We start from the raw sequence: 21,820 nt of genomic DNA on the forward strand, positions 1-21,820 counted from the left end.
TGTGGTGACAACTCCCAGTGATCGGACGAACCGACAGGCCGGCGCGCGGCTGCGCCGGCGGACGCTGGTGACCGGCTGGTTCAGCTTCCTCCAGGGCGAGGCGACGGCCGGCGACGTGCTGGCGCTGAACCGGGTGCGGCAGGTGCTCGACCGGCTCGGCGTCCCCTACGACGTGGCCTGGAGCCCCGGCTTCGCCCCGCGCGCCCTGGCCCTCGACGACGTCAGGCCCGCCGACTACCAGCGGCTGATCTTCGTGTGCGGCCCGCTGCACGGCCCGCGCCTGGTGGAACTGCACGAGCGCTTCGCGCACTGCGAGCGGATCGCCGTCGGCACCTCCGTGGTCGACCCGAGTGACCCGGCGGTGACCGGCTTCCACACCCTGCTCGCCCGCGACGGTTCGGCCAGACCGCCGAGCCGCGACCTTTCGCTGCGCGCCCCGCGCGCCACGCCCACCCCGGTGGTGGGCCTGATGCTGACGGAGGGCCAGCACGAGTACGGGGACCGCCGCCGGCACGCGGAGGTGGCCGCGACCGTCACGGACTGGCTGGCCACCACCGGCTGCGCGCCGGTGGTGCTGGAGAGCCGGCTGGACGCCGCCGACGGGCGGCTGTGCGGCAGCGCCGACGAGCTGCTGTCGATCATCGCCCGGCTCGACGTGGTGCTCACCGACCGGCTGCACGGCCTGGTGCTGGCGCTGCGGGTGGGCGTGCCGCCGATCGCGGTGGATCCGGTGGCGGGCGGCGCCAAGGTCACCGCCCAGGCGCGGGCCTGCGGCTGGCCGGCGGTGCTGCCCGTGGAGCGGATCCTGAGCGAGGGGGGCACCTCCCGGGCCTCCGGGACCCGGGGGAGGGCGAGCGCCCGCTACCTCGACGCGTGGCTGATGTGGTGCCTGGGCCGCGGCCGGCGGGCCGCGGTCGAACGCCGCGCCGTGCTGTCCAGCGCCCCGGACGCGGCGGACGCGCTGCCGGCGGCGTTGTTTCCGAACGGTGTCCCGGGGCACTCGGAACAGGTCCCGTGAACCTGCGGGAGTAACGAGACGTTCGGAAGCCGAGGAGGTGATGAGGGTGCCGGGACGCAAGGAACTGCCGTCGACGCTGGAACGCTCCCCCGCCGGGGCGCAGCGCACGTGGATCAAGGCGCACGATTCGGCCATCAAGCAGTACGGCGAAGGCGAGCGGGCCCACCGCGTCGCCTTCGGCGCGCTCAAGCACACCCACGAGAAGGTGGGCGACCACTGGGAGCGCAAGGAGAAGGGCCGGAAGGCCCCGTCCGACCCCCAGTCGGCGCGGCCTCGCCAGCAGGGTGGGCGCAGCGGCCAGGGCGTCGACGAGAAGGCGTCCAAGCAGCACCTGTACCAGGTGGCGAAGGAGCTGGGCATCGGGGGCCGCTCCCAGATGGACAAGGGCGAGCTGCTTGAGGCCATCCGCAAGGAGAACCGTTCGAGGACCAGGAAGGCCCGCGGCCGCAGCCGTTAGAGCCGGGTGCCGCCGCGCCCCCCGATCAGGGTCGGAGAGCGGAAGCAGCGGAGAACAGCCCCGCGAGCCCGCAGGCTCTGAGCGAAACCTCAGAGCTTGCGGGTGTCGCGGGGCTCCGCGTACGGCTCCTCCTCCTCGGGGTGGCCGCTCTCGATGGCCCGGCCGCGCTCCAGTTCGGCGTTGAGCTCCAGGCCCAGCAGCATGACGATGTTGCTGATCCACAGCCAGACCAGGAAGACCACGACGGTGGCGAAGCTGCCGTAGGTCTCGCCGTAGCTGCCGAACCACGCCACGTACAGGCCGAACGCCGCCGAGGCGATGACCCACAGCACGACGGCCAGCACGCTGCCCGGGGTGACCCAGCGGAAGCGGCGCCGGACGTTCGGCGCGGCCCAGTAGAGCACCGCGATGGCGATGCTGACCAGCAGGAGCAGCACCGGCCACTTGGCCCAGTTCCACACGGTGACCGCGGTGTCGCCGACGCCCAGAACGTCCCCGGCCCGGCGGGCCACCGCCCCGGTGAACACCACGCCGACCGCGATGACCGCGGAGAGCAGCACCAGGGTCACGGTGATGGCCAGCCGCACCGGCAGCGTCTTCCACGCGGGCCGGCCCTCGCCGATGTCGTAGACGTTGTTGGCGGCCCGCATGAACGCCGCGACGTAGCCCGAGGCGGACCACAGCGCGACCAGCACACCGAAGATCAGGCCCACGGTGGCCGCGCCGCGGGCGCCGCGCATCTGCTCCAGCATGCTGGTCAGCACGTCGCGGGCCGGGCCCGGCGCGAGCGTGGCCACGTTGTCCAGCAGCGGGTTGATCGCGGAGCTGCCGACCAGTCCGAGGATCGAGGTCAGGGCGAGCAGGGCGGGGAAGATGGCCAGCACCCCGTAGTAGGTGAGGGCGGCGGCCAGGTCGGTGAGGTTGTCCGCCCGGTACTCCTTGACGGTGCGCTTGAGCACCTCCTTCCAGGAGCGGCCGCTCAGCTTCGTGGGGCCGTCCGGCGCCGGCCGCGCCCCCGGGCGGTCCGGGGGCGCGGAGGAGGCGGAAGCCCTGTGGTGGGTCACCATGGCTTGCTGGCTCCTCCCGTGCCGGCGGGGCCGGCCTCGGTGGACTCGGCCGAGTGGTCGTGTCTGGCCTTGACGTCCATCGCGGCGTGCCTGGCGGTGGCCCTGGCCTCGTCCCGCAGCCGCTGGGCCGACTCCCGGGCGGTGGCCTTCGCCGGCCCGGTGTACTCGCCGGCCCGCTCGGTCACCCGGGTGGCGGCCTGCCGTTCGGCGTCGGTCTCCGGGAGCGCGGCCCCGGCGAGCAGCCCGGCGCCGAACGCGACGATGCCGGTGGCCAGCGGGTTGCCGCCGGCCTGGTGGGCGGCCCGGCCCGGTGCGTGCCGCGCGGCCTCGCCTGCCTGCCCGGCGGCGCCCCGCATGGACTGGCTGGCATGCCGGGCCCGGCCCCGCATCTGTTCGGTGCCCTGGCCGTCGCCGCCGGGCATCCGGCTGCGCAGCCCGGACGCCGCGCCGCGCAGTCGTTCGCCCTGCCGGCCGGCGGCCCGGCGCGGGCTGACATGGTCGGCCAGGCGGTCCAACTCGTCGGTGAGCCTGGCCCTGGTCTCGTCGATCTCGGCTCTCAGCCGCTCGGGTGACGTGCCCATCGCGCGTTCTCCTTCAGCGATTGCATGGTCTTGTCGGGCTTGGCGTGCACGCGCTTCATCCGGGCGCGCGCCAGCAGGAACAGGCAGGCGCCGATGACCGCCCAGCCGCCGGCGACGATCATGGCCGCCCAGACCTCGTCCAGGACGTGGGCCAGCGCGAACACGGCCGTCAGCGACAGCAGCAGGGCGACCATGTAGCCGGCGAAGCCCGCGCCGCCGTACATGCCGGCGGCCTTGCCGGCGTTGGTGGCCTCCTGGCGCATCTCCGCCTTGGCCAGTTCCACTTCCTTGCGGACCAGCGACTGGGCGTCCGACGTCACCGCCGAGACGAGCCTGCCGATCGAGCCGTCGTGCTCCCGCGCCGGCTCCTGGACGCGCTCCTCCGCCCGTTGCTGGGATCCGGATGCCGTGGTGGCCATCTCACTCCTCCTCCCACAGTGAGTCGGGACCGAGGTCCGGCGCGATACCCGGAGACATGTACGGCCGGTCGGACCGCCCGGGCTGCCCCGGCTGCGCCGGCTGCGCGGACTGCCCGGGCTGCCCGGACTGTTCGGCGGGCCCGCCGTCCGGCTGCTGCCCTGTCGGGTACCCGTCCGGGTGGCTGGTCGACTGGCCGGACTGGCCGGCCTGGTCGCGCCCGGCTCTGGCCAGCCGGCCGAGGGCGAAGCCGGCCAGGGCCGCGCCGCCCCAGAAGGCGGCGGGGCGCTCCCGGGCGAAGCCCTGCAGCTCGTCCCGCATGCCGCCGATGCCCCGCTCCTCCAGCCGGTCGGCGGCGCGGTGGCCGCCCTCGGCCGCGCGGGCGACCATGGTGCGGGCCGGCGAGTCGGACGGGGCCCGGTCCGCCATCGCGGCCAGGTCGTCCGCCCACTGCCGCATCGTGTTCGCGGCCTGGTGCGACCGGTCCCGCTCCGTGCCGGAGCCGGACTCCTGCGTGTGCTGCCTGCCCATGTGTGGCTTGGCGGTGTCAGTCATGGACCACTCCCGATACCTTGACAACACCGGGCGGGTAACCGCCGGCATTCCCGCCAAACGGAACAATTTGGACAAACGGGCATGTGGCCATGAGGTCGGGCCCCGGCCGCGGTCAGCTGACCAGGATCCGCGGGGAGGGCTCCCTGAGCTCGGCGTTCGCCCACCGGGCCTGGCGCGGCGTGTCCCGCACCGCGACGTCCAGCGCGTCCCCGTTGGAGTGCGGCACCGAGGCGGTGCGCGCCCAGCGGTCCACGTCCTCGGGCGCCGCCCCGGGCCCTGGGCGCACCTCCTCCCAGGCCCCCGGGGCTCGGGGAGGGCTGTCCGCCCGGACCGGCCAGGGCTCCCCGGCTCCGGACGGTGTGCGCGACCCCCAGGGCTCGGCGATCCGGTCGACTCGTGCCATCCGCCTCTCCTCCTCCTCCTCGGCTCACCGCGGGTGCGCACCCCGGTTCCCCCGGGGGGAGCGAAGAAACCCGGGAAGTAGGTAAAAGGGAAGTTTGTTCCGGAACGTCCGGGTAACCGGTCAGGCGCTCGCGCCACCACGAGCCGAGCTTCGGCCCGGAAGGAGAGCAGATGTCCGCCCACGAGGCACCCGTGCCCGATCCGCCCGACAAGCAGGAGCAGCTCGACCCGGTCCGGGACCACGCCGAGGGAACCCACCTCACCACGAACACCGGCACCCGGATCGACGACACCGACAACTCGCTGCGCGCCGGGGAACGCGGGCCGACCCTCATGGAGGACTTCCACTTCCGGGAGAAGATCACCCACTTCGACCACGAGCGGATCCCGGAACGGGTGGTGCACGCCCGCGGAGCGGGCGCCTACGGGCACTTCCGGCCGTACGCCTCGCTGGCCGAGTTCACGAAGGCCGACTTCCTCCAGGACCCGGAGCGCAGCACGCCCGTCTTCGTGCGGTTCTCCACCGTCGCCGGCTCCCGCGGCTCCGCCGACACCGTGCGCGACGTGCGCGGATTCGCGACGAAGTTCTACACCAGGGAGGGCAACTACGACCTGGTGGGCAACAACTTCCCGGTGTTCTTCGTCCAGGACGCCATCAAGTTCCCCGACTTCGTGCACGCGGTGAAGCCGGAGCCGCCGAACGAGATCCCGCAGGCGCAGTCCGCGCACGACACCTTCTGGGACTTCGTCTCGCTCCAGCCGGAGTCGCTGCACACGGTGATGTGGCTGATGTCCGACCGGGCGCTGCCGCGCAGCTACCGGATGATGCAGGGCTTCGGCGTGCACACCTTCCGCCTGGTGAACGAGCACGGCCAGGGCACGTTCGTGAAGTTCCACTGGAAGCCGCTGCTCGGCACGCACTCGCTGGTCTGGGACGAGTGCCAGAAGGTCGCGGGCAGGGACCCGGACTACAACCGCCGCGACCTGTGGGACGCCATCGACCAGGGCGACTTCCCCGAGTACGAGCTCGGCGTGCAGCTGGTGCCGCAGGAGGACGAGTTCCGCTTCGACTTCGACCTGCTCGACGCCACGAAGATCATTCCCGAGGAGATCGTGCCGGTCCGCCCGGTCGGCCGCATGGTGCTCGACCGCAACCCGGACAACTACTTCGCCGAGACCGAACAGGTCGCGTTCCACACCGCGCACGTGGTTCCCGGCATCGACTTCACCAACGACCCGCTGCTCCAGGGCCGCAACTTCTCCTATCTGGACACCCAGCTGATCCGGCTCGGCGGCCCGAACTTCCAGCAGCTGCCCGTCAACCGCCCGGTCGCCGAGACCCGCAACAACCAGCGCGACGGCTACGGCCAGCACCGGATCCACCCCGGCCAGAGCAGCTACGCCCCCAACTCCCTCGGCGGCGGCTGCCCGATGCTCGCGGATCCGGACGCGGGCGCGTACGTCCACCACCAGGAGCGGGTCGACGGCGCCAGGATCCGCAGGCGCAGCGACAGCTTCGCCGACCACTACGGCCAGGCCACGCTGTTCTGGAACAGCATGAGCGGCTGGGAGCGCGAACACATCGTCGCCGCCTACCGCTTCGAACTGGGCAAGGTCGTGGACCGGACCGTGCGCCGGCGGACCGTCGAGCAGCTGGGGCATATCGACATTGGGCTCGCCGCCGCGGTCGCCGAGGGCATCGGCGTGCCGGCCCCCGAGGGGCCGCCGGCCGAGAACCACGGCCGGCGGTCGGCGGCGCTCAGCCTGGCCAACCGCGCGACCAACCGCGCCGACTCCGCGGCCACCCGCCGCGTCGCGGTCCTGGCCGCCGACGGCGTGTCCGGGGGCCACGTCACGGCGCTCCGCCGCGCGCTCGCCGAGGCGGGGGCGATCGTCGAGGTGCTCGGCCCGCACGACGGAGAGCTGGGGACCGCCGACGGCGGCCGGCTGGGCGTCGACCGGGCCATGAACACCATGACCTCCGTGCTCTACGACGCGGTGTGCGTGCCGGGCGGCGCGGCGAGCGTCGCCGCCCTGGCCGGGGACGGGCTGGCCCGGCACTACGTCGCGGAGGCGTTCAAGCACGGTAAGTGCGTGGCCGCGCTCGACGACGGCGCGGACCTGCTGCGTCGGGTCGGGCTGCCCGGCGTGCGGCTGGCGGGTCCCGGCGACGAGGTGGTGCACGACCGGGGCGTGGTGACCGGCGCGGGCACCGCCGTGGCCGCCGGCGACTTCGTCACGCCCCTGATCGAGGCGATCGCGGCACACCGCCACTTCGACCGCGACGCCGACCAGATAGCGGCGTAGCGCGCAGCGCCTTCCCGGCGCGCAAGCCGCGACGACGCGCGCCCAGCGCTGCCTCGCCGCCCGGGTCTCCAGTCGCGTCGCTCTCCGTCAGCGCATCGCTCCCGCGCCGATCCGGGCCCCTGCTCGTCTCGCCGCCGGCGCCTGCGGCGGGACGAGCAGGGGGCGGACGAGAGGTGTAAAAGCTCCCGTTCTGCCTACTCGGGAGCCATGACGGACGAGACCTCCGACGTGGAGCTGGACGCGCTGTGGAACGACTTCCACCGCGTGGTCAACATGACGTCGCACGAGCTGAGCGAGTGGCTGCGCACGCGGCACGCCCACGAGGACAGCGAGGAACTGCCCGAGGACGCCATCACCGGCAAGGGGCGGCGGGTGCTCGCCGTCCTGCAGAAGCGTCGCATGGACCTGACGGACGGCGACGTGCGCGTGATGCGGCAGGTGGTCGGGATGGTCGACGAGCAGCGCCGGGACGACCTGGCGCCGACGGCCGGGGAGGCGCACTGGCGGCACCGGCTGATGTCGGTCGGGCACGACCCGCTGAAGCCGGTGTGAACGGCCGGCGGCGGCGCGCCGCCCCGACTCGCCGCGCTGGGCCGCGGCCCGCGGCTGGCGCGGGGTCGTCCTCGCCCGGTCCCTCGGCCTGGTGATGGGCGGTCTGTTCCTGCTGTCCCGGCTGGCCCGGTCGGTCGCCGGCGTGGCCGCGTACAACGAGCAGCGGCCGCGGCAGTTCCAGGATCCGGTCGGCTGGGCGGAGTACCTGACCCGGGCCGACTTCTGGAGCCGCACGCTGCAGAACTGGCAGTCGGAACTGCTGGCCATGGCCTCGATGGCGATCCTCTCCGTCTACCTGCGGCAACGCGGATCCCCCGAGTCGAAGCCGGTCGGCGCGCCGCACCACGAGACCGTGGTGGAAGGGTGAGAGACGGGAAGTTGGGTAACCGGAGAGAACTCGCTTTGCCGGTGTTTTCGCGGAAGTTACCCGGAAGTGGGCACTTCGTGCAGGAAGGAGAGGACGTGTCATGCTCGCCTGGTGTCTGATCTTCGTGCTGGGGTATCTGGCCGTCACTCTCCTGACGGCACGCGCCGCCTACGGCGTCCAGCGGGCCCGGCTGATCGAGCGCGCGGCGGACTGGCACGCGGGGGACGATCCGGTCGAGGCGTTCGAGGAGCACGACCAGTCCAGCGCGGCGACGAGCGCCTTCCTGTTCGGGCTCGCCTGGCCGGCGACCGTGCCCGGCTACTGCGTCTACCGCTGCGCCGCCTTCGTCATCACCACCAACCCGCCGGAGGCCCCGGCCGAGCAGGAGAGCCGGGCCGAGCAGGTCGGCCGCCGGATCGAGGAGCTGGAGGAGGAGATCAGGAGACCGCTCGACGCCCTGGTGTCGGAGCCCGTCGCCCGGCTCGGCCTCGCCGAGCCGGGCGGTCACGAGGTGACCGCCCGGGACCTGGCGGGACCGCGCGACGGCGTGGACGTTCCGCTCGACGAGTTGGTCAGACGGGCCCGGGAGGCGACCGGGCTCGGCGATCGCTGAGCGGTCCGCGGTTTGCGCCCCGCCTCGCCGGGTTACCCGCCCAGCCTGCGTTCGCAGCAGCGGACGCGACCTGTGATCCACAGCCGTGTGGAGGTTGACGATGACCTCGGCGATGACGACGCCCCGCCCTCAACCGGAGCCCGTTCCGCCGGCGCCCACCCCGCCGCCGCAGCCCGGCGGGCCGCAGCCGGGCCCCGCGCCCAGCCCTGACCCCGGCCCCGACATCCCAAGGCCGCCGGCCCCGCACCCCCCCGAACCCGAACCCCAACCGGGCCCCGGCTGATCCGGGCTCTGCCCTCAGCTGAGGGCCCGGACGCGGCCGGCTCCCCGCGTCTGGCGTCGGCGCATGGAGATCATCCGGCTGACGCCCGACCTGCACCAGCTCACCTTCGAGATCGGACAGGCCCACCTGTGGCGGGACGCCACCGGGCTGACGCTGGTCGGCTCGGGTCCGGTGAGGGCCGGCCGGGCCGTCGCCGACGCCCTCGCCGGGCTCGGTGCCGGGCCCGGCGACCTGCGCCGGATCGTGCTCACCCACTGCCACGACGACCATGCGGGGCGGGGCCGCGGAGATCGCCGCCCTCGGCGACGTCGAGGTGTTCGCGCACCGGCTCGACGCCCCGGTGGTGCGCGGTGAGGCGACCGTCCCGCCGCCCGCCCCGCCGGTGCCGGCCGTCCGGGAGGTCGAGGACGGCGACGTGCTGCCGTTCGGCGGCGGCGCCCGGGTGGTGGCCGCGCCCGGGCACACGCCCGGCAGCATCGCCCTCCAACTGCCGGCCGCCGGGGTGCTCTTCCTGGGGGACACCGTGGCCAACGTGGCGGGCCGCACCGTGCTCGGCGTGTTCAACGTGGACCGCGCCCGCGCACTGAGCCGGCTGGACGCGGACATCGCCTGCTTCGGCCACGGCGACGGCGTAGCGCGGCGTCGGCCCGGGAGCCCGGACCACGCGGGCCGCGCCGACTCAGCCGACTCAGCCGACTCAAGGGAGTGGCCGGGCGACGGCCACCGGGACCCCGTCGCGACGGGGTCCCGGTGCCGCCTCGGGGCTCACCCGGCTCATTCGGACCAGCGGAGCAGGGCGCCGAGGCCGCCTGCCGGGGCGTCGCCGGTCGGCGGGAGCGCCACGACGTCCGCGCCGGTCGCCGCCGCGGCGCGCAGCAGCGCGTCGTCGGCGCGCGCCGTGTCCCGTTCGAGCCGGCCCTCGTCCGGCGTGTCCTCGGGCCGCATCGTGACGTCGTCGGGCTCCTCGCCGACCCACACCCGTCGCTCCAGCTCCGGGCCGTCGGGCCGCACCAGCAGCGTCCCGATCCGGTGCTGCCGCGCCGCGTCCACCAGCGCGGGCACCCCGTCGGCGATCTGGCCGGCCTGGCCGCGACCGGCCAGGAAGGCGTCCAGCGCCTGGTCCGCACGGGCCCCGGCGGCCTCGGCGCGAGCCTCCCCGATCTCCCGCTGGAGCCCCTCGCTGGACGAGCCCGGCGCCCGCGAACCGCCCTCGGCCTCGGACGCCACCTCCCGCACGGCCATGGGCAGGCGCTCGTGCACCGCCCGGCGCTGCCGCGGGTCGCCCACCAGCACCACCACCTCGGCGCCGGTCCGGTCCACGCATTCGGCGATCGTGTCCGCCGTGCGCTCGGCGTTCTCGTCCCAGGTGTTCTCGACCGCGAACTGGAAGTGCCGCTCGGACCAGTCCACGGCGGACGACGTGCGGTGCAGCGGCCAGTCCTCGCCCACGGCGGTGCCGGCCGCCTCGGTGGTGCCGTCGGCGTGCCGCACCTCCAGGTCGGCCCCCCTGCGGTCGATGAAGGCGACCAGGCAGTCCGGCTCGGGCCGGGCCAGGTCGAGCAGCGGCGTGACGCGGGGGAGCGGGGTCCAGTAGCTCAGCGACTCCGGCGTGGGGCCGCCCAGCGGCGTGTCGAGCACCACCTCGCCCCCGGTCGCGAAGAGCGCACGCCCCGGGGTGCGCGGCTCCAGATCGACGAGCGCCCGGTACACCGCCTCGCGGGTCGCCGGGTCGGCGCCGTCCTCCGCCAGCCGGTCCCGGGTGCCCCGGGCCCGCAGCTCCTGCTGTCTGGCCCCGTCCTCCGTGGTCCGCGTCGTGTCGAAGTACACCGAGGCCCACGGCCCGGGGCGGTGCAGCAGCGGGCTGAGGTGTGCGAGTTTCATGGTCTGCCTCCTGCGCGCTGTGATCGGTGCGCCCCCCGGGTACCCCGGACGGCGCCGGACCACCCGGGGCGCAGGAGGGAGAGGGCGCGCCCCGGGTGGCCGTGTGAACCTGGGGCCGTCACCCCAGGTCACGTCCTGCTGTCCAGTTGTCTGGCCGGTGTCGCCGGCACCGGGCTGGGCACGGGGGAGCCGCGCTCGCGCCCTCGGCCTCCGACCTCGCTCAGCGGCCGGGCCGGGGACTCCAGCGAGCGTCGCTCGGCCGGGACGGCGAGGAAGAGCGCGACCAGGCCCGCCACCGTCATCACCCCGGCGCCGAGCCGGAACGCCGGCACCGTGTCGCCCACCACGCCGCTCTCCGTCGGATCGGCGAGGACACGGCCGCGGCGAGGCCGGTCACCTCGGAGGCGCTGATGGGCAGCCCGCTGCCCTCCTCGGGCAGCCGGCTCGCGATGGTGCCGACGACGGTGACCTCGAGCCCGTCGAGGATCCACACGGTGCCCAGGCCGATCACGATGGTCCGGTGCCACCGCGACCAGGGCAGCCGGTCGAACCGGGCCGGCACGTCCGTCGTGTGGGCATGACCGCTCGACGCCTGGGTCGTCACGGCGCCCCCCGGATCAGGAGGCCGCGCGACTGCCGAAGGCCGTCAGCAGCGCCTCGTTGAAGAACTTCAGATCGTCCGGCTTGCGGCTGGTGACGAGCGTGTTGGGTCCGGCGTCGCAGACCTGCACCGGCTCGTCCACCCAGGTGGCGCCGGCGTTGGTCAGATCGGTGCGCAGGCTCGGCCAGGACGTCATGGTGCGGCCGCGCACCACGTCCGCCTCGACCAGCGTCCACGGCGCGTGACAGATCGCCGCCACCGGCTTGCCGGCGTCGAAGAAGCCCTTGGCGAACGCGACCGCGCGCGGGTCGAGGCGCAGGAAGTCGGGGTTCGCGACGCCGCCGGGGAGCACCAGCGCGTCGAAGTCCTCGGCCGTGACGTCGTCCACGGTCCGGTCCACGGGGAAGGTGTCGCCGTTGTCCAGGTGGTTGAACGCCTGGATGCTGCCCGGCTGGGTGGAGACCAGCTGGGGCGTCTCACCGGTCGAGGTCACCGCCTCCCAGGGGGAGGTCAGTTCGACCTGTTCGACGCCCTCGGGGGCCGCCAGGAACGCGATGCGCATGGTTGTTCACCGTCCTTGCGTTGTCGTGCGTGAGTGCTCGGGTCGGCGTCCGCCGCCGGCGGGGCGGCGCGCCGCGGCTAGTGGCCGTTGCCGCCGTTGCCGCCCTTGCCGCCATTGGCACCGTTGCCGCCGTTCTCGCCGTTGCGCCGGCCGCGCCCGGGCAGGAACTCCTGCACCTTGGCCTTGAAGCCCTGCCGCACCATCGACACCCGGTCCGGGTCGCCCTTGAGGATCGACGTGGCCGCCGCCTCGATCTGCTCCCAGGTGGCGTGCGGCGGGATCGGCGGCACCGCCGGATCGGTCAGGAACTCCACGACCACGGGCCCGTCGGCGGCCAGCGCGCGCCGCCAGGCGTCGGGCACGTCCTCCGGCTTCTCCACCCGGATGCCGGTCAGGCCGAGGGACTCCGCGAACGTCGCGTACCGGACGTCCGGGATGTGCTGCGAGGGCAGGAACTGCGGCGAGCCGGCCATCGCCCGCATCTCCCAGGTCACCTGGTTCAGGTCCTGGTTGTTCCACACGGCGACGACCAGCCGCTGGTCCGCCCACTCCTTGCGGTACTTGGCGATGCTGATCAGCTCGGCCAGGCCGTTCATCTGCATGGCGCCGTCGCCGACCAGGGCGATCACCGGCCGGTCGGGGTGCGCGAACTTCGCGCCGATCGCGTACGGCACCGCGCAGCCCATGGTGGCCAGCGTGCCGGACAGCGTGCCGCGCATCGAGCCGCGCATCCGCAGGTGCCGCGCGTACCAGTTGGCCACCGAGCCCGAGTCGGCGGTGAGCACCGCGTCGTCGGGCAGCAGCGGGTCGAGCTCCGCCGCCACGTACTCGGGGTTGATCGGGTCGGCGGAGACCTCGGCCCGGCGTCGCATGGTCTCCCGCCAGCGCTCGACGTTGGCCACGACCTTCTTCTGCCAGCCGTTCCCCTTCCGGCGCTCCAGCAGCGGGATCAGCGCCCGCAGCGTGTCGGCCGCGTCGCCGACGAGGTTCACCTCGTACGGGTACCGCATCCCGATCATGTGCGGGTCGAGGTCGATCTGCACCCCGCGCACGGCGCCGAACTCCGGCAGGAACTGGCTGTAGGGGAAGCTGGATCCGACGGTCAGCAGCGTGTCGCAGTCCCGCATCAGCTCGAACGAGGGGCGGGTGCCCAGCAGTCCGATCGAGCCGGTGACGTAGGGGAGTTCGTCGGACAGCACGTCGAGGCCGAGCAGCGCCTTGGCGACCCCGGCGCCGAGCAACTCGGCGATCTCCGTGACCTCCTGACGGGCCCCGGCCGCACCCTGGCCGACCAGGATCGCGACCCGTTCGCCCGCGTTCAGCACCTCGGCGGCGTGCCGCAGCGCCTCCGGCTCGGGCGACGCGGTCCAGGAGCTGCTGCCCAGGCTGGAGGGCACCATCTTGAACGCGTGCTGGGGCGGCGAGTACTCCAGCTGCTGCACGTCCGCCGGCAGGATCACGGCGGTCGGCGCGCGCCGCGCGTACGCGGTGCGGATCGCCCGGTCCAGCACGTTCGGCAGCTGCTCGGGGACGGTGACGGTCTCCAGGAAGTCGGAGGCCACGTCCTTGAACAGCGCGTGCAGGTCCACCTCCTGCTGGTAGGAGCCGCCCATCGCGCTGCGGTTGGTCTGCCCGAGCAGCGCCACCACGGGCACGTGGTCGAGCTTCGCGTCGTACAGGCCGTTCAGCAGGTGGATCGCGCCGGGGCCCGAGGTCGCGGCGCAGACCCCCAACTCGCCGCTGAACTTGGCGAAGCCGCCGGCCGCGAACGCGGACATCTCCTCGTGCCGCGCCTGGATGAACCGCGGTTCGTCGCCCGCCCGCTCCCACGCGGCGAGCAGCCCGTTGATGCCGTCACCCGGATAGCCGAAGACCTGCCGCACGCCCCACTCGCGTAGCCGGGCGAGCACGAAGTCGGCGACGTTCTGGCTCATGGTGGCTCCTCACACGTCGGCGGTCACCCGCGCACGAGTAACCTCCCGGGGCGCCCGGAAACCTGGTTTGCGCCCCAGGGCCCCGGGCACTCGCCACGAATGCCTCCGACCGCCGACGACAGCAGCGACGACCGTGAGTACGACGACGACAACGAGGATCGGTACGGCCGGCGCCGGGAGACGCCCGCGGAGCGGGACGACCGCAATCTCGCCGAGCTGCTCCAGGAGCTGCGGGTGACGCAGACGGGCGTGCAGATCCTGTTCGCCTTCCTGCTGACGCTCGCCTTCACCGACCGGTTCGAGGACCTGAGCGAGTCCCAGCACATCCTCTACGTGGTCACGTTGGTGCTGGCGCTGGTGGCCACGGTGCTGTTCACCGCGCCCGTCGCGCTGCACCGGATGCTGTTCCAGCGTGGCCACAAGCGGGCCATCGTGCACACCTCGTCGCGGCTCGCCACCGTGGGCCTGGGCGTGCTGGCCCTGGCCTTCACCGGCTCGCTGGCGCTGGTGGTGGACGTCGTCGAGGGCCGGACGGCCGGCATCTCCGTGGCGGCGGGCTGCCTGCTGCTCTGCGTCGGACTGTGGGCTGGGCTTCCGGCCCTCATCGGCCGCAGCTCTCCCAGCCGCCCGCACGAGCACGCGGACGACGGCGACGAGCGGGGCGACCATCACGGCCGCCCGGCGGCGTCGAAGTAGACAAGTAGCCAAGAAGGTCTGGAAAGGGGTCGAGGAGGCACGGCACAGGGCCCGGCGGGACCGGGCGCCTCCGGCCGCCTCGGGCGGCGGCGGTCGGCTCACCGCCGCCGCCCGGGGTTCCCGCCGTCGGGGGCGTGTCTCCCAGGTCCTTCGGGCCCGGGGGAGGATCCGGGGTCGCGGTCCTGGTGCGGATCCCCGCTCAGATCCCCGATGGTGATCACCCCCACCGCCCAGCCGTCCTCCACGACCGGCAGCCGGCGCACCGCGTGCCGCCGCATCAGCCGCACCGCCGTCGCGACCTCCTCGTCCGGCGCGACGGTCACCGGATCGGGCGTGCACACCGACTGGCAGCTGACGGTGAGCGGATCCATGCCCTCGGCCACGGCCCGCAGCGTGATGTCCCGATCGGTGACCACGCCCACCAGCACCCCGTTCCGCGCGACCAGAACGTCTCCCACGCCCTGCGCCCGCATCAGTTGGGCTGCCTCCACCACCGTGGTGTCCGGCCCCACCACCGTCACCGATGGCCTCATGACGTCCCGTACCCGCTGAGTCGTCACTGGAGCGTCCTCCTTCCTCACGGCCGTCCCGGACGGCCGTACCACCATCGGAGCGTTTCAAACCCCGGGTGGCAACAGCGCCGCCAGCGCGGCCAGGCCGCCGGACTCGGCCGGAGAGGGCGGCGCGGCCTCCGGCGGCAGGGCCCGGAAGGCGCTCGGCGGCACCCCGTAGGCCGCCCGGAACCGCCGCGAGAAGTGGTACGCGTCGGCGAAGCCGCACTGGGTGGCGATGGCGCCGAGCGGCAGGTCGCTCAGCCACAGCAGCGGCTCGGACCTGGCCAGCCGCAGCCGTTCCAGCGCCTCCACCGGGCCCAGCCCGAACCGCCGCCGGAACATCCGGCACAGCGTGCTGACCGACACCCCGCCCGCCGCGGCCAGGGCGGGCAGTGGCACCGGCCTCGCGACCCCGTCGGCCCAGCGTTCGCGGACCGCCGCCAGCATCGCCAGCACCGGCTCGGGCAGCGGCTCCGCGGACGAACGCGCCGGGCACGGGCCGCCGACGAACGTCAACAGCAGCAGCCGGAGCGTGGCGCGGGCGTGCTCCCGCCAGTCGGGCGGCCGGTCCGTGCCGAGCCTGAGCAGGTGCCGGCACAGCGCGGCCATCGGATCCCGCCGCCCGCTCAGCTCCCGGGTCAGCGGCCAGCCCGCGTCGGCGGGCCCGCCGCGCGTGTGGAAGTGCACGTAGGCGTGCCGGGTCGGCCGCGCCGGGTCCCAACGGAACGCGTCCCACATGCCGGGCCGCACCAGCAGTAGCGTGCCGGGCGCCAGGGCCAGCGCCGCGTCGGCCGGGTCGGCGGCGTCCCTGGTCCAGGTCGCGCTGCCGGCCAGCAGCCACACGAACTCGTAGGACCGGGCGCGGCGCGGCCCGAACGACGAGCCCGGCGGGTAGTCGGCCACCGCGGGCCCGAGCCGTGGCACCAACGCGACGTCCAGCGCCGCGACCTCGGCCTCGGCACCGTCCGCCCCCGCGACACCCGTCCCGACGGTGACCGGCTCTGCCCCATCCCGCCCCGCGGCGTCCGTTCCTCCGGAACCCTCGTCCGGCGCGCCTCCGTCCGGCGCGCCAGCGAGGCGGACGGCCAACCGGCCGCTCCGCGCGTGCTCGGCACCGGCCGGCCCGGGCCCGGTCCCCGTCACCTGTCGCAGCCACCCTCCCGGTCCGGCCGGACCCACGGCTCACGCACCCGCGTCACGCCCTTGTACGCGTACGGGTCGCTCCCGGCGACCAGCACGATGTCGCGGAAGTCCGTCTGCGCCATCGGCACCCCCGGCTCGGGCTCCGCCCACGGCAGCAGCGACTCCGCGCTCATGTAGTGGTTCACCAGGGCCCGCCGGTACCCGTGCCGGCCGGAGTTGGGCAACGACCGGTGCAGCAGGTAGCCGTTGAACAGCAGCACCGAACCGGCCGTCAGCTCCACCGGCACCGCGTCCTCGTCCCGGTACGGGAACCCGTAGGACTCCACCGTGCAGTCGTACCGCGGGTCGTCGTGCTCCCGGTTCGGGTAGATCACGCCGCGCCGGTGCGACCCGGGCAGCACCCACAGGCAGCCGTTCTCCACCGTGGCGTCGTCCAGCGCGATCCAGGCCGCCGTCAGCGAACGGTCCCGGGTCGGGATGAACATCTCGTCCTGGTGCCACGCCTGACCCGGCTTGCCCTCCGCCTTGACGAAGAGCATCGACTGCATCGCCTTGACGTTCGGACCGATGACCTCGGTGAGCGCCTCGACGATCGCCGGATGGCGCATCGTGTCGAGCATCGGCGGGGACAGCTTGTGCGGATAGTGCACGCACAGGAACCTCCGCATCACCTCGTCGTCCGACTCCCCGGCCGTTCCCGGCTCCGCGCCGTTCACCCGGCCGCGTTCGCCACGGCAGATCCGCAGCGCCTCGTCGAGCAGCACGGCCAGCTCGGCCCGGCCCAACGCGTCCGGCAGCACCAGGAACCCGTCCCGCTCGAAGTCACCGCGCCTCCCGCCCGCCGCCACGTCACGCGCCGCGTCGGTCGTGAGATCGGTCGTGACCCTCGCCATCGCCTTCACCTCTCCGGTCGGTCTCGGTCGGTCTCGGTCGGTCCCGATCGGTCCCGATCCGTCTCGCCCTGCGTCGACCGGTGTCCGTCGGACCTCACCCGAGCCTGACCCCGGCCGCGCTCCACGGCCATGGCCGGGCCGCGCAGCCGGATGGCGAATCCTGTCATCCGAGACCGGTGCGTACCAGACCCTTGACGCTCGCCGAAACACGCGAGTAGCGTCATGCCCCATCAATTAATACGTATTAAACGTCGTGTTGACGGGGGAGTGACCGTGAGCCCAACCGAGCGCCGCCGCCGGCCCACCCAGGTGGACATAGCGCGGCGCGCCGGCGTCTCGCAGGCGACCGTGTCGCTGGTCATCAGCGGCGGCGCCGCCAGCGACCAGATAGCCGAGTCCACGCGCCGCGCCGTGCTGGCCGCCGCCCAGGAGCTCGGATACTCGGCCAACATCGCGGCCCGCAGCCTGCGCGGCGGCCGCAACCAGCTGCTCGGCCTCTACACCTTCGAGCGCTTCTTCCCCACCGACCAGCGGGACTTCTACTTCCCCTTCCTGCTCGGCGTCGAGGAGGAGACCGCCCGGCAGGGCTACGACCTGCTGCTGTTCAGCTCCGTCAGCTCCGTCAACTCGGCCGCCGACCGCTCCATCTACGCCGGCGGCGTCAACCGGCTGAAGCTCGCCGACGGCTGCGTGCTGCTGGGCCGCAACGTGCGCCGCGAGGAGCTGGCCGCGCTGGCCCGCGAGGACTTCCCCTTCGTCTTCGTCGGCCGCCGCGAGGTGGACGAGGTGGAGCTGTCCTACGTCGCCGCCGACTACGTCGCGGCCACCCGCGCGATGGTCGCCGAGCTGACCGGGCGGGGGCACCGCCGGATCCTGCACCTGCGGGCGGTCGGGGACGCCGAGCCCACCCGGGACCGCGAGGAGGGGTACCGGCGCGGCCTGGCCGAGGCCGGCATCCCGGTGGACGAGTCGCTCGTCCAGGAGTTGGCCGATCCGGCCCAGCTGTCCGCCGAGCACCTCCGGCGGTGGATCGAGGAGGACGGCGTGACCGCGCTGCTCGTCGAGCCCACCGAGGACAACCGGCTCGTCGAGGCGCTGGCCGACCTGGCTCGCCGCACCCCGTTCCAATTTCCCGAGGACTGCTCGCTCGCGCTGCTCGGCGAGCCGCCGTCCTGGACGCCGGAGCTGCGTGACTGGACCAGGTTCTCGTTGCCCCGCGCGGAGATGGCCCGCGAGGCGGTGCGGCTGCTGGTCGAACTGCTCGGCCAGACCACGCCGACGCCCCGACAGCTCTTCGTGCCCTGCGCGTTCGTGCCCGGCGACTCGGTCGGGCCGGCTCCCGACCGTCGGGAGGGCCGGCCGTGACCCGCGTGATCGTCTCCCGGCTGTTCGTCGGCGTCTTCGTGATGTGGGGCGCCGCCTCCCTCATCTTCCTTATCGTCCGCGCCGCCCCCGGCGACCCGGCCACCGTGCTGCTCGGACCCGACGCCAGCCGCGAACAGATAGCCCGGCTGCACGACGAACTGGGCCTGGACCGCCCGCTGTACGCCCAGTACCTCGACTACCTCGGCAACGTCGCGCGGCTGGACTTCGGCGAGTCGCACCGGCTCGGCCGCCCGGCCATGGACGCCGTCCTGGAACGGCTCTCCGCCACCGTCGAACTGACCCTGACCGCCACCACCGTCGCCGTGCTGCTCGGCCTCACCCTCGGGCTGCTGGCCGGCGGGCGTCCCGGCCGGCTCCTCGACCGGCTGGTGTCCGCCGCCACCATCGCGCTGCAGTCCTTCCCGACGTTCTGGGTCGGCATCATGCTCATCCTCTTCTTCGCCCTCGGCCTGCGCTGGCTGCCCAGTTCCGGCGTCGGCACCCCCCAGCACATGGTGCTGCCGGCGATCACCCTGGCCCTGCCGTTCACCGCCATCGTCGCCCGGCTGACCAGGAGCAGCGTCGCCGAGACGCTCCGCGAGGGCTACGTCGCCACCGCGCGCTCCAAGGGCCTGACCGAACCGCAGGTGCTGCTCGGACACGCGCTGCGCAACGCCCTCGTCCCCGTCGTGACCATCGTCGGCCTCCAGATGGGCGCCCTGCTCGGCGGCGCGGTCATCGTCGAGAACGTCTTCGCCTGGCCGGGACTCGGCTCCCTCGTCGTCGACGCGGTCGCCAACCGCGACTACGCCGTCGTGCAGGGCGTCACCCTGCTGATCGCCGGCCTGGTGGTGCTGCTCAACCTGGTCGCCGACCTGCTCTGCGCCCGGCTCGACCCGCGCATCCGGCTGGAGGGACGGCCATGACCGTGCTCACCGACGCCCCGCTGGCCAAGGAGCCCGCCCCGCCCCCGGCCGAACGCCGCCGCCCGGCGCGCCGCCGCTGGCTGGCCCGCATCCCGTACGTCGTGCTCGGCCTGTACGCGCTGCTCGCGCTCCTCGGCCCGCTGCTCGTCGACTACGACCCGGTGCACACCCCGCTGGAGGACCGCCTGCTGGCACCCGGCGAGGAGACCGCCACCGGCCGCACCGCCTGGCTCGGCACCGACGGCCTGGGCCGCGACGTGCTGGCCCAGATCGTCTACGGCGCCCGCACCTCGCTGCTCATCGGCGCCGCCACCGTCGGCGTGTCCTGCCTGGTCGGCGTCGTCCTCGGCGCCGTCGCCGGCTACGCCCGGGGCTGGATCGACGTGGTGCTGGCCCGGATCTTCGACGTGCTGCTCGCCTTCCCCGCGATCCTGCTGGCCATCGTCATCGCCGGCGCGTTCGACCGCAGCGTGCTGCTGGTCATCGTCGCCCTGTCGGCCACCGGCTGGATCTCCTTCGCCCGGCTGACCCGCAGCATCGCGCTCACGGTGCGCGAACGGCCCTGGGTCGACGCCGCCCGGGTGCTCGGTGTGCCAGGACGCCGGATACTCCGCCGCCACGTGCTGCCGTTCGCCGCCGGGCCCGTGGTCGCCATGGCCACCCTGGAGTTCGCGCTGGTGGTGCTCGCCGAGGCGGGACTCAGCTTCCTCGGCATCGGCCTGCCGCCCGACACGCCCTCCTGGGGCCAGACCATCGCCGGCGGCAAGGAGTACCTGGAGACGGCCTGGTGGATCTCGACGCTTCCGGGGATCGCGCTGTCCCTGCTGATCATCAACGTCGGCATCCTCGGCGACCAGCTCACCGCCCGGTACCGGCGCGGGCGCCTCGACTGAACCGAACGACGCAAGGAGAACCGTCATGACCGAGCCCCGCGAGCCGCGAAGGCTGGCCAGACTGATCGCCAGATCGATCGCCGGCCTGACCGGCGCGGCGCTGCTCGCCGCCTGCTCCACCACCACCGGCGGCGGCGACGGCGGGGGAGACGGCGCGAACGACGCCGTGCTCACGGCCGCCGGCACCTACCCCATCGAGAGCCTCGACCCGCACGGCGCCCAGGGCGCCTCCACCGGCACCCAGTTCGCCGGGCAGGCCCTCTTCAGCCGCCTCGTCCGGCCCGGCCCCGACGGCGAACTCACCGGCGACCTCGCGGAGTCCTGGGAGGCCAACGCCGACGTCACCGAGTGGACCTTCACGCTCCGCGACGACGTCACCTTCAGCGACGGGTCGCCGGTGACCCCCGAGGACGTGGTGGCCTCCTTCGACCGGATGATGCGGCTGAACGGCCCCAACGCCGGCAACTTCCCCGACTACACCATGACCGCCGCCGGGAACGAGGTCGTGGTCACCTCCCCGGGCCCCGACGCCTCCGTCCCCGGCAAGCTCGTCCTCTTCTACGTCATCCCCGCCGCGCAGGCCGAGGCCGCCGAGGACGCCGGCTCGTTCTTCAACGACCCCGTCGGCTCGGGACCGTTCAAGGTCGCCGAGTTCACCCCCGGGGAGACCCTGGAGCTCGTGCCCAACGACGGCTACGCCGGCGAGGTGCCGACCACGGAACGCGTCGTGGTGCGGAACATCCCCGAGCTCTCCGCCCGCCTGACCGCGCTGCGCACCGGCGAGGTCGACGTCGTCTGGGGCATCCCCGACGACCAGCTGGCGACGCTGGAGGGCGAGGACGGGCTGACCGTCGAGACGGTGGAGAGCACCGCCGAGTACACCATGTGGTTCAACTCCTCGGTCCCCGCCCTGGAGGACGCCGAGGTGCGGCGCGCGCTGTGGCAGGCCGTGGACTTCGACACCATCATCGCCGAGCTCTACCCCGAGACCGGCACGCCCGCCGACGCCCCGGTGCCGCCGCTGGTCCTCGGCCACGCCGCACAGGACCCGGTGACCCACGACCCGGACGCGGCGCGCGCCGCCCTGGAGGACGCGGGCTTCGACTTCTCCCGGACGCTGCGACTCCAGTTCGCCAACGCGGAGTTCCGGCCGTTCATCCAGGCGGTGGTCTCCGACCTGGAGGAGATCGGCGTCTCCGTGGACCCGCTGGAGAAGGAACAGGCCGTCTTCACCGAGGACCTGCTGGCGATGAACTGGGACATCAACTTCCAGCAGCTCGCCACCCCCACCTTCGACGCGGCCAGCAACCTCGGCCGCCTCTACACCTGCGACGCCGCCCGCACCGGCTACTGCAACCCCGACCTCGACGACCTGCTCGCCCAGGCCGCCGCCACCGCCGACGAGGACCAGCGCGTCGACCTCTACGCCCAGGCCAGCGAGATCATCTGGACCGACGCGGTCGGGATGTACCCCATGGAGGTCAGCATCGCCTACGCCTGGCAGGACTCCCTCCAGGGCATGACCCCCGACCCCAGCGGCCTCCCCGACTTCTCCCAGGTCACGGTCGAAGGCTCATGAGCCCCGACCAACACGGCCCCTCCGGGGCGGACACCCCCACGGCGGCGGGGGCCCGCTCCGCGGGCGAGGAGTCGGAGGCTGGCGAGGCCGGGGCTTCCCGCCCGCCGGCCGGCGACCCGGCAGACGGCGCGGAGCGCCCGGCGGGTTCGGACCGAGCGGCGGGCGGGGCCTCGG

22 protein-coding genes and 3 pseudogenes are annotated in these 21,820 nt (G+C 73.8%); 12 read left to right on the plus strand and 13 right to left on the minus strand.

The genetic code is table 11. The features are described 5' to 3' along the window. Positions 1 to 4 precede the first annotated feature (4 nt). The gene (locus ABGB06_RS01875; RefSeq protein WP_347584816.1) at positions 5 to 1,018 is read left to right on the plus strand and encodes a polysaccharide pyruvyl transferase family protein; all 1,014 of its coding nucleotides are present in this window, start codon (positions 5 to 7) and stop codon (positions 1,016 to 1,018) included. Between the two features lie 46 nt (positions 1,019 to 1,064). Continuing rightward, positions 1,065 to 1,475 (plus strand): ChaB family protein, encoded by a 411-nt coding sequence (locus ABGB06_RS01880; protein WP_347584818.1) that lies wholly within the window; start codon positions 1,065 to 1,067, stop codon positions 1,473 to 1,475. A gap of 89 nt (positions 1,476 to 1,564) precedes the next feature. On the opposite strand, the gene ABGB06_RS01885 is transcribed toward ABGB06_RS01880, so the two are convergent. The 5 genes from ABGB06_RS01885 to ABGB06_RS01905 form a co-directional block, all read right to left on the minus strand. After that, positions 1,565 to 2,542, minus strand: coding sequence for a YihY/virulence factor BrkB family protein (locus ABGB06_RS01885; RefSeq protein ID WP_347584819.1), 978 nt, complete (start codon positions 2,540 to 2,542; stop codon positions 1,565 to 1,567). Beyond that, complete coding sequence (locus ABGB06_RS01890; RefSeq protein WP_347584821.1) at positions 2,536 to 3,123, minus strand: DUF3618 domain-containing protein; 588 nt, start codon at positions 3,121 to 3,123, stop codon at positions 2,536 to 2,538. The genes ABGB06_RS01885 and ABGB06_RS01890 overlap by 7 nt, the downstream gene beginning before the upstream one ends. Next, entirely contained in the window at positions 3,099 to 3,542 is a 444-nt protein-coding gene (locus ABGB06_RS01895; RefSeq protein WP_347584822.1) for a phage holin family protein, read from the minus strand. Before ABGB06_RS01895 ends, ABGB06_RS01890 begins: the two co-directional genes overlap by 25 nt. Before the next feature lies 1 nt (position 3,543). Beyond that, a complete protein-coding gene (locus tag ABGB06_RS01900; protein ID WP_347584824.1) occupies positions 3,544 to 4,095 on the minus strand; it encodes a hypothetical protein in 552 nt (183 codons plus the stop codon). Positions 4,096 to 4,207: 112 nt separating this feature from the next. After that, complete coding sequence (locus tag ABGB06_RS01905; protein ID WP_347584825.1) at positions 4,208 to 4,498, minus strand: hypothetical protein; 291 nt, start codon at positions 4,496 to 4,498, stop codon at positions 4,208 to 4,210. 170 nt (positions 4,499 to 4,668) lie between these two features. Between ABGB06_RS01905 and ABGB06_RS01910 the strand changes: the two genes are divergently transcribed. The 5 genes and pseudogenes from ABGB06_RS01910 to ABGB06_RS01930 all read left to right on the plus strand — a co-directional run. Then, positions 4,669 to 6,804: a catalase gene (locus ABGB06_RS01910; protein ID WP_347584827.1), complete on the plus strand. Its 2,136-nt coding sequence runs from the start codon at positions 4,669 to 4,671 to the stop codon at positions 6,802 to 6,804. Between the two features lie 207 nt (positions 6,805 to 7,011). After that, positions 7,012 to 7,356, plus strand: coding sequence for a DUF3140 domain-containing protein (locus ABGB06_RS01915; RefSeq protein ID WP_347584829.1), 345 nt, complete (start codon positions 7,012 to 7,014; stop codon positions 7,354 to 7,356). Between the two features lie 19 nt (positions 7,357 to 7,375). Next, positions 7,376 to 7,723 (plus strand): annotated as a pseudogene (locus ABGB06_RS01920) (DUF6766 family protein); the annotation flags it as partial. Positions 7,724 to 7,823: 100 nt separating this feature from the next. After that, positions 7,824 to 8,336, plus strand: coding sequence for a hypothetical protein (locus ABGB06_RS01925; protein WP_347584831.1), 513 nt, complete (start codon positions 7,824 to 7,826; stop codon positions 8,334 to 8,336). Between the two features lie 346 nt (positions 8,337 to 8,682). Continuing rightward, positions 8,683 to 9,247: pseudogene (locus ABGB06_RS01930) on the plus strand (MBL fold metallo-hydrolase); the annotation flags it as partial. Positions 9,248 to 9,393: 146 nt separating this feature from the next. On the opposite strand, the gene ABGB06_RS01935 reads toward ABGB06_RS01930, so the two are convergent. The 5 genes and pseudogenes from ABGB06_RS01935 to ABGB06_RS01955 form a co-directional block, all read right to left on the minus strand. Continuing rightward, entirely contained in the window at positions 9,394 to 10,500 is a 1,107-nt protein-coding gene (locus ABGB06_RS01935; protein WP_347584833.1) for a Vms1/Ankzf1 family peptidyl-tRNA hydrolase, read from the minus strand. Positions 10,501 to 10,628: 128 nt separating this feature from the next. Then, positions 10,629 to 10,847 carry a hypothetical protein gene (locus ABGB06_RS01940; RefSeq protein WP_347584834.1) on the minus strand — a complete coding sequence of 73 codons (219 nt, stop codon included), beginning with the start codon at positions 10,845 to 10,847 and terminating at the stop codon, positions 10,629 to 10,631. Between the two features lie 26 nt (positions 10,848 to 10,873). Next, a pseudogene (locus ABGB06_RS01945) lies at positions 10,874 to 11,104 on the minus strand (MFS transporter); the annotation flags it as partial. 13 nt (positions 11,105 to 11,117) lie between these two features. After that, positions 11,118 to 11,663, minus strand: a complete 546-nt coding sequence (locus ABGB06_RS01950) for a type 1 glutamine amidotransferase domain-containing protein (protein ID WP_347584835.1) — start codon at positions 11,661 to 11,663, stop codon at positions 11,118 to 11,120. Between the two features lie 77 nt (positions 11,664 to 11,740). Then, positions 11,741 to 13,597, minus strand: a complete 1,857-nt coding sequence (locus ABGB06_RS01955) for a thiamine pyrophosphate-requiring protein (RefSeq protein WP_347584836.1) — start codon at positions 13,595 to 13,597, stop codon at positions 11,741 to 11,743. A 99-nt stretch (positions 13,598 to 13,696) separates the two neighbouring features. Here ABGB06_RS01955 and ABGB06_RS01960 point away from each other — a divergent pair, with 99 nt between their 5' ends. After that, complete coding sequence (locus tag ABGB06_RS01960) at positions 13,697 to 14,293, plus strand: DUF6328 family protein (RefSeq protein ID WP_347584838.1); 597 nt, start codon at positions 13,697 to 13,699, stop codon at positions 14,291 to 14,293. A gap of 98 nt (positions 14,294 to 14,391) precedes the next feature. On the opposite strand, the gene ABGB06_RS01965 is transcribed toward ABGB06_RS01960, so the two are convergent. The 3 genes from ABGB06_RS01965 to ABGB06_RS01975 form a co-directional block, all read right to left on the minus strand. Continuing rightward, positions 14,392 to 14,826, minus strand: a complete 435-nt coding sequence (locus ABGB06_RS01965; protein ID WP_347585418.1) for a CBS domain-containing protein — start codon at positions 14,824 to 14,826, stop codon at positions 14,392 to 14,394. Positions 14,827 to 14,910: 84 nt separating this feature from the next. Then, positions 14,911 to 15,990 (minus strand): helix-turn-helix transcriptional regulator, encoded by a 1,080-nt coding sequence (locus tag ABGB06_RS01970; protein WP_347584839.1) that lies wholly within the window; start codon positions 15,988 to 15,990, stop codon positions 14,911 to 14,913. Next, positions 15,987 to 16,883, minus strand: coding sequence for a phytanoyl-CoA dioxygenase family protein (locus ABGB06_RS01975; RefSeq protein ID WP_347584840.1), 897 nt, complete (start codon positions 16,881 to 16,883; stop codon positions 15,987 to 15,989). Before ABGB06_RS01975 ends, ABGB06_RS01970 begins: the two co-directional genes overlap by 4 nt. 273 nt (positions 16,884 to 17,156) lie before the next feature. Here ABGB06_RS01975 and ABGB06_RS01980 point away from each other — a divergent pair, with 273 nt between their 5' ends. From ABGB06_RS01980 to ABGB06_RS01995, 4 genes are read left to right on the plus strand one after another with little or no spacing between them, the layout of a single operon-like run. Next, positions 17,157 to 18,248 (plus strand): LacI family DNA-binding transcriptional regulator, encoded by a 1,092-nt coding sequence (locus ABGB06_RS01980; protein WP_347584841.1) that lies wholly within the window; start codon positions 17,157 to 17,159, stop codon positions 18,246 to 18,248. Continuing rightward, positions 18,245 to 19,174: an ABC transporter permease gene (locus ABGB06_RS01985; RefSeq protein ID WP_347584842.1), complete on the plus strand. Its 930-nt coding sequence runs from the start codon at positions 18,245 to 18,247 to the stop codon at positions 19,172 to 19,174. The genes ABGB06_RS01980 and ABGB06_RS01985 overlap by 4 nt, the downstream gene beginning before the upstream one ends. After that, on the plus strand, positions 19,171 to 20,067 hold the full coding sequence (locus tag ABGB06_RS01990; protein WP_347584844.1) for an ABC transporter permease: 897 nt from the start codon (positions 19,171 to 19,173) through the stop codon (positions 20,065 to 20,067). Before ABGB06_RS01985 ends, ABGB06_RS01990 begins: the two co-directional genes overlap by 4 nt. A 25-nt stretch (positions 20,068 to 20,092) precedes the next feature. Continuing rightward, positions 20,093 to 21,646 (plus strand): ABC transporter substrate-binding protein, encoded by a 1,554-nt coding sequence (locus tag ABGB06_RS01995; protein ID WP_347584845.1) that lies wholly within the window; start codon positions 20,093 to 20,095, stop codon positions 21,644 to 21,646. The last annotated feature ends 174 nt before the right edge of the window (positions 21,647 to 21,820 follow it).

The sequence above is a fragment of the Streptomyces sp. B6B3 genome, from assembly GCF_039871525.1.
GTDB lineage: Bacteria > Actinomycetota > Actinomycetes > Streptomycetales > Streptomycetaceae > Streptomyces.

What these genes read in the sequence shown, in the direction of transcription:
- ABGB06_RS01885 (WP_347584819.1), bottom strand. Translation starts at nt 2,542, where the DNA reads ATGGTGACCCACCACAGGGCTTCCGCCTCCTCCGCGCCCCCGGACCGC.
- ABGB06_RS01890 (WP_347584821.1), bottom strand. Translation starts at nt 3,123, where the DNA reads ATGGGCACGTCACCCGAGCGGCTGAGAGCCGAGATCGACGAGACCAGG.
- ABGB06_RS01895 (WP_347584822.1), bottom strand. Translation starts at nt 3,542, where the DNA reads ATGGCCACCACGGCATCCGGATCCCAGCAACGGGCGGAGGAGCGCGTC.
- ABGB06_RS01900 (WP_347584824.1), bottom strand. Translation starts at nt 4,095, where the DNA reads ATGACTGACACCGCCAAGCCACACATGGGCAGGCAGCACACGCAGGAG.
- ABGB06_RS01905 (WP_347584825.1), bottom strand. Translation starts at nt 4,498, where the DNA reads ATGGCACGAGTCGACCGGATCGCCGAGCCCTGGGGGTCGCGCACACCG.
- ABGB06_RS01910 (WP_347584827.1), top strand. Translation starts at nt 4,669, where the DNA reads ATGTCCGCCCACGAGGCACCCGTGCCCGATCCGCCCGACAAGCAGGAG.
- ABGB06_RS01915 (WP_347584829.1), top strand. Translation starts at nt 7,012, where the DNA reads ATGACGGACGAGACCTCCGACGTGGAGCTGGACGCGCTGTGGAACGAC.
- ABGB06_RS01925 (WP_347584831.1), top strand. Translation starts at nt 7,824, where the DNA reads ATGCTCGCCTGGTGTCTGATCTTCGTGCTGGGGTATCTGGCCGTCACT.
- ABGB06_RS01935 (WP_347584833.1), bottom strand. Translation starts at nt 10,500, where the DNA reads ATGAAACTCGCACACCTCAGCCCGCTGCTGCACCGCCCCGGGCCGTGG.
- ABGB06_RS01950 (WP_347584835.1), bottom strand. Translation starts at nt 11,663, where the DNA reads ATGCGCATCGCGTTCCTGGCGGCCCCCGAGGGCGTCGAACAGGTCGAA.
- ABGB06_RS01955 (WP_347584836.1), bottom strand. Translation starts at nt 13,597, where the DNA reads ATGAGCCAGAACGTCGCCGACTTCGTGCTCGCCCGGCTACGCGAGTGG.
- ABGB06_RS01960 (WP_347584838.1), top strand. Translation starts at nt 13,697, where the DNA reads ATGCCTCCGACCGCCGACGACAGCAGCGACGACCGTGAGTACGACGAC.
- ABGB06_RS01965 (WP_347585418.1), bottom strand. Translation starts at nt 14,826, where the DNA reads ATGAGGCCATCGGTGACGGTGGTGGGGCCGGACACCACGGTGGTGGAG.
- ABGB06_RS01975 (WP_347584840.1), bottom strand. Translation starts at nt 16,883, where the DNA reads ATGGCGAGGGTCACGACCGATCTCACGACCGACGCGGCGCGTGACGTG.
- ABGB06_RS01990 (WP_347584844.1), top strand. Translation starts at nt 19,171, where the DNA reads ATGACCGTGCTCACCGACGCCCCGCTGGCCAAGGAGCCCGCCCCGCCC.
- ABGB06_RS01995 (WP_347584845.1), top strand. Translation starts at nt 20,093, where the DNA reads ATGACCGAGCCCCGCGAGCCGCGAAGGCTGGCCAGACTGATCGCCAGA.